The following is a 5,880-nucleotide window of genomic DNA, read 5'->3' as shown; positions in this document are numbered from 1 at the left end:
TCCAGCTATCATTTTTTGATAACTGGAATCTTTTTTAACTTCATAAGGGCTAGTTATGTCCCAGCCCCTTTCTTTAACTAAAATGGACACTTCATATGTTGAGAAGCTAGTTTACCATATAACACAAGGGAACCCATTTTTCATTGTCCAACTATTTCAATCGTTTCATGATGAGGGTGTTATTGGGTACCATCAAGATACGGCAGAATGGAGAATTGATACCGTTGCGTTGAAACAAATTTCGATGTCAGATTCAATTATCGATTTTATTTTAAAACGGATGGGAAAATTACCTATTCATACCATAAAAATTTTACAGTTAGCCTCATGTTTCGGTAACCAATTTGATTTAAAGTCATTAGTTACTATTTCTGAGAAGAGTTATCATAAAGTTGCAGACAATCTATGGCATGGCCTTGAAGAAGGATTAGTCCTCCCGTTAGATGCAAGTTATAAGTGGATATATCCAAACGAAGATATCTCCCTATTAGATAAGCATCCGCCTACGTATCGATTCCTACACGACAAAGTGCAACAAGCTTTCTACACCAGCCTTTCAAAAACGGAAAGAGAAGCATATCATCTCATGATAGGGCTGCAGTTATTGAATAATTATACTAAAAAAGAGCGAGAAGCATATATTTTTGATATTGTTAATCATCTAAACCTTAGTCGAAACCTATTATCAAGGCAGAAACAGCTAGAGTTAGTAGAATGGAATTGGAAAGCTGGGGAAAAGGCTAAGTATCGTGCGGCAACAGATGCTGCTCTTCATTATTTTCATATTGGCTATGAGTTACTTTCGGATGTGAAATGGAAAGAGCAATATTATGCAATTACATATAAAATTATGATTGGGCTTGGTGAAGCTCAGTATTTAAATCAGCAGTTTGATCTAGCTGAAAACACATTAAATGAAACTCTTCATTATGCTACTTCGATACAGGATAAATTACGCATCTATGATCTAAAAATCACGCTGTATACACATATTCATCAAGTAGAAAAGGCTACAGAAGCAGGATTGGAAGGATTACAGCTAATTAATTGGAACTTCAAACGAAATCCAAGTAAGTATGATATTACGAAGGAATATTTGCTGACAAAGCTGGCTTTAAAACGGAAAGAACGTCATCTATTAAACCTTCCAGAGGTAGCAAATAAAACCGTACATTCTATGATGCGAACATTAATTAATACAAATGCACCTACCTATCATGTGAATCAAAACTTAGCAACAATACTGATGTTGCGAGCGCTTCGCTTGACTTTAAAACATGGAGATATGGATGTCACTGCATTGGTTTATAATAATTATGCCTTAATGATGAGTGCTGGTTTTAACGATTATGATGCAAGCTACTACTTTGCAAATTTAGCAATAAAGCATACCGAAAAGTATTCGGATAACAGTTTAAAGGCTCGCGTATATTTTGTGTTTGGCGGTTTTGTTAATCATTGGAAAAATCATATTAATGGCAACATCTATTATTTAGAACGTTCACAGCAATTATGCATCGAATCAGGTAACCTTCATCTCGCTGGTGCTAATAGCTCATTTATTGGGTTGATTTTATTTATAAAAGGAGAACACTTACTGGATGTAAAAGCAGGAATTCAAAGACAATTGGAATTTGCAAGACGAAATGAGTATATATTGTCCAATGATTTCTTAGATGAAGTGGTGGACTGGATTAATGTGTTATCATCTAAATACTCAGAGGTAAACTGGGAATTTGCCGAATTTACGAATGATCTTTCTGCAACGATTATTCATTATACAATTCGATTGCAGATGACATATTTGTTTCAAAATAAGCAAGAAGCAATTGCTATTATGAAGAAATTAGATCGCCTAGTTGATGACAACCTTATTCTTGTAATTGTGCCGGATTACTATTTTTATGACGCGCTTTGGACGGTAAGATTAATAAGAGATGGTCAGTTATCTAAGCAAGAAGGGAAAGCTATTGTAAAGAAGCGGTTAGCCAAATTAAAAATGTGGTCAACGCATGGAGAAGCAAACTATTTGCATAAGTTTTTACTTGTAAAAGCAGAATTAACATCTATAAAAGATGCGAATGATAAGTCAATTTATTTGTATAATCAAGCAAGTAATTTTGCGAAACAAAATGGTTATATTCAGGATGCTGCATTAGCAAATCTATGTGCAGGTCATTACTATTTGAATAGAGATTTACCGAAGTCAGCAATGGCTTATATGGTTGAGGCATATCAGTACTTCATGGATTGGGGAGCAGTCAACGTAGCATTACAAATATCGCAGGGCCATCCAGAATTATTTGCTGAACGGCAAAAAGAGATGCCGATTATGCAAATGGAGAAGGAAAGCTTAAATGTGAATGCTATTTTCGAAGCAGCGAGCGTTATCTCGCGTGAAATTAAATGGAACCGTCTATTACAGCAATTGATGAATCTCGTTGTGAAAAATGCAGGAGCAGAAAAGGCGTTTCTTATTCTAAATTATCCTGGAGAATTGAAGCTGGCAGCAGCTTATGAAGAAGAAAAGGTTAGTATCTACGAAAAGACAAAATCCATTGACGGTCAGAAAAATTTTTCTGTTTCACTGGTTCATTATGTTGCAAGTTCAATGGAACCAGTTGTGCTAGGAGAAGCCTTTAAAAAGGGCGGATTTCTAAACGATAACTATATAAAAGAAAATCAGGTTAGATCAATTCTAGCAATACCTATCGTTTATCAACAAAAATTAACTGGAGTACTGTATATAGAAAATAATAAGGCGTCCTACGTTTTTACACAGGATTCCATTGTGTTGCTCACATTATTAGCTTCACAGGCTGCCATATCTATTGAAAATGCATATTTATATGGATCATTAGAGGCGAAGGTAGAAGAACGGACAAATTTATTACATAAAGCCAATCAAAACCTTATACAAGCGAATGATTCCTTAGCTAAATCAAAAGAAATGAGAAGAAAGCTATTATCTAATATATCGCATGATTTGCGATCGCCGATTGCGACCATTCAGAGTTATGTGAATGCAATTTTAGATGGTACCGTTGATGAAGATGAAAAGAAGCTTTCTTATCTACAAGTAATTAAGAAACGACTATTCTCTTTAAATCGGCTTGTTCAAGATTTATTTGACCTTGCTCAATTGGAGGCTGGAAATCTAGATTTTTCGATGGAAATAGTATCATTACGTCAACTATTTAAGCATCTTTGTCATCTATTTGAATTAGATGTAACGCAGGCTGGTCTGCGTTACCAGTGGAATTTTAATACAATGCCAGAACAGGAATTATTGGTTGAAGTTGATGTGAAAAGAATAGAACAAGTAATGACGAATTTAGTTGCTAACGCAATCAAACATACAAAGAAAGGAGAAATTCGAATACGATTAACGGTTATTGATAAACAAGCAATTATTACGGTAGAAGATGAAGGATCAGGGATTCCAGCTTCAGAAATTGCTTATGTGTTTGAACGATTTTATACAAACAATAGTGATAAACAAATGCGTGGACATGGGTTGGGTTTATCCATTAGTAAAGAGATTATCAACTGTCATAAAGGAGAAATATGGGTGGAAAGTGAAGAAGGTGTGGGATCAAAGTTTCATTTTTCTTTAAATGTCTTTTAACAATTTCCTGTGTAACAAGCATGATCTTAGAATAAGGGTAGGTTAGTTAAAAATTACAAGTGAATGAACCTCGTTTACTTTGTAACTAACATTCGGAGGAGAATAAAATCTTCTTCAAATGAAATACTATTTTCGTTTACCCCATATATTACTGGTAGTAAGCTCCCCACAATCAGTGGGGGGGAAACAAACCCCCCCACTGATTGAAGTTTCGCTTTATATTATCGATCTGTGAACAAGGAGATGAATCGCTTACATGTCTCGTTTCTTAATTACGTTTGGTGTTTACTTCGTTATTTAGTATAGCTATGTTTTATTTCTCGCTGCGACTCGGATGCATCAACGACAACACTTGCTGATGCGTCTCCGATGACATTAACGGAAGTACGCATCATATCAAGAATTCTGTCTATACTTGCAATCAGTGCGATCCCTTCGAGGGGCAGACTAACAACTGTTAATGCCATTGTAAGCATGATTAATCCTGCACCGGGTACACCAGCAGTACCAATAGAGGCTAATGTTGCTACTAGTGCTAAGGTTAGTAATTGTGGAAAGGAAAGCTCAATTTGATAGTATTGGGAAATAAAAACAGTTGCTATTCCAAGATAGATAGCAGTACCATCCATATTTATTGTGGCGCCTAATGGCAATGTAAAACTACTTGTTTCCTTAGAAACATTTAAATTTTCTTGTGTGTTTTTCATTGTCACTGGTAGTGTTCCAGAGCTACTTGAAGTACTGAATGCAACAGCTGCAGCTGGGAAGATTCCTTTAAAGAAATGGAATGGATTCATTTTTGCCATTGATTTTACAGCGAGTGCGTAAACGATTCCTGCATGGATAATACATGCTGCCAGCACTGCTAAGATTAATTTTAGTAATGGTAGGAGGACGGATAAACCATATTCACCAATGATAGGTGTAAGTAATCCGAATATACCAAATGGAACTAGCAACATAATGCTATTCGTAATTTTATACATGATGTCGGCAAGTCCATTAAAAAATCGTTGAACCGGTAGCGCAGATTCTCCTACTAAAATAATGCCAATCCCTATACATATTGCAAAAAAGATAATTTGTAAAATATTTCCTGTTGCTAATGCTTCCATTGGATTAGTTGGCACAATGTTTAAAATTGTTTGAATAACACCTTCTGATTCAGCTAGAGCTGAACTTGAACTTGGCTCAGGTGTATCAATTCCTGTATTTGTACCAGGTGTGAACAGGTATCCGAAAATGAGTCCAATGGAGATGGCGATAAAGCTTGTGGCTAAATAATATCCTAATGTTTTTCCTCCCAATCTGCTTAGCTTTCTGACGCTTCCAGCACTGGTGACTCCGACAATAATGGTAGCTAAAATTAATGGAACAATAATAAACTTAATCAGACGTAAAAATAGGTCGCCAAGTGGTTGAACAAAGCTAGCATTTTCTCCTAACATAGTTCCGACAATGATGGATAAAATAAAGGCAGCAAGAATATACCAAATAAAACGCTTCTTCATTTCAAAACCTCCTTTTTACTATTTATAAAACTATATTCATCATTTTATTTGACAATTCTAATTTATTTATCCATTGTCATGAAAACGCCACCGAAAAAAAGGGATGTATAATTGACTTTATGCGTGTTCAATTGTAGACTATATTAAGCAATATATTTATTGTATGAGGTGAAAATATGGTACAGTCAGTGCTTACAATTGGTGCAATACTAGCGGTAATTCTTGTTGCTATCAGTTTAGTCCTGTTAAAAGCAACATCGAAAAAAAGCTATACAGGTTATATTCCCGGATTTTTATTAGTTATTGTGGGTATCGTATTTCTTGTATTAGCTACTTTAGTCGAAAAAGTCGATATTATGGGTGCTGGGTTTGGAGGATGGGGCATTGCTGCTCTATTCGCGTCAGCTATTGGCTTAATTATTACAGCTTTAACTGACTCTTATGCAAATGCAAAAGCGTAAGAAAATAATGGAAGCAAAAAAAGAGCGGGTTGGTACCGCTCTTTTTTTATAATAAGTCATTGGCCGCAAGCTCACCGTGATTCCTTTGTCTTCGTTGACTCGTTCCGCGCTCCAGTCGCTACGTTTCTAATCGGCTACTTGCGCTTTTGTTCAAAGATAAGAAAGTATAAAATCAGTGCAATGACTGCGTTAAGCCAGGTAGTTATTTTGAAATGTTTGATGTATATTGGCAATGCTCCGACTAATTACTTCGCTTTCGGCGGGCACGGCCTCAACTAAC

Annotated in this window: 3 protein-coding genes; 2 read left to right on the top strand and 1 reads right to left on the bottom strand. The window is 35.8% G+C overall.

What is annotated here, in order from left to right:
* Positions 1–55 precede the first annotated feature (55 nt).
* On the top strand, positions 56–3,628 hold the full coding sequence (locus ABDZ84_RS06960; RefSeq protein WP_343780693.1) for a sensor histidine kinase: 3,573 nt from the start codon (positions 56–58) through the stop codon (positions 3,626–3,628).
* Positions 3,629–3,921: 293 nt separating this feature from the next.
* Here the strand turns inward: ABDZ84_RS06960 and ABDZ84_RS06955 are convergent, their stop codons facing one another.
* The gene (locus ABDZ84_RS06955; RefSeq protein WP_321133228.1) at positions 3,922–5,139 is read right to left on the bottom strand and encodes a dicarboxylate/amino acid:cation symporter; all 1,218 of its coding nucleotides are present in this window, start codon (positions 5,137–5,139) and stop codon (positions 3,922–3,924) included.
* 176 nt (positions 5,140–5,315) lie between these two features.
* Here ABDZ84_RS06955 and ABDZ84_RS06950 point away from each other — a divergent pair, with 176 nt between their 5' ends.
* The gene (locus ABDZ84_RS06950; protein ID WP_026682990.1) at positions 5,316–5,600 is read left to right on the top strand and encodes a hypothetical protein; all 285 of its coding nucleotides are present in this window, start codon (positions 5,316–5,318) and stop codon (positions 5,598–5,600) included.
* The last annotated feature ends 280 nt before the right edge of the window (positions 5,601–5,880 follow it).

Source organism: Virgibacillus salarius (assembly GCF_039521925.1).
GTDB classification, from domain to species: domain Bacteria; phylum Bacillota; class Bacilli; order Bacillales; family Amphibacillaceae; genus Virgibacillus; species Virgibacillus salarius.
The sequence above is the reverse complement of the archived record's forward strand: the minus strand, read 5'-3'. Positions and strand labels throughout refer to the sequence as shown.

What these genes read in the sequence shown, in the direction of transcription:
- ABDZ84_RS06960 (WP_343780693.1), top strand. Translation starts at nt 56, where the DNA reads ATGTCCCAGCCCCTTTCTTTAACTAAAATGGACACTTCATATGTTGAG.
- ABDZ84_RS06955 (WP_321133228.1), bottom strand. Translation starts at nt 5,139, where the DNA reads ATGAAGAAGCGTTTTATTTGGTATATTCTTGCTGCCTTTATTTTATCC.
- ABDZ84_RS06950 (WP_026682990.1), top strand. Translation starts at nt 5,316, where the DNA reads ATGGTACAGTCAGTGCTTACAATTGGTGCAATACTAGCGGTAATTCTT.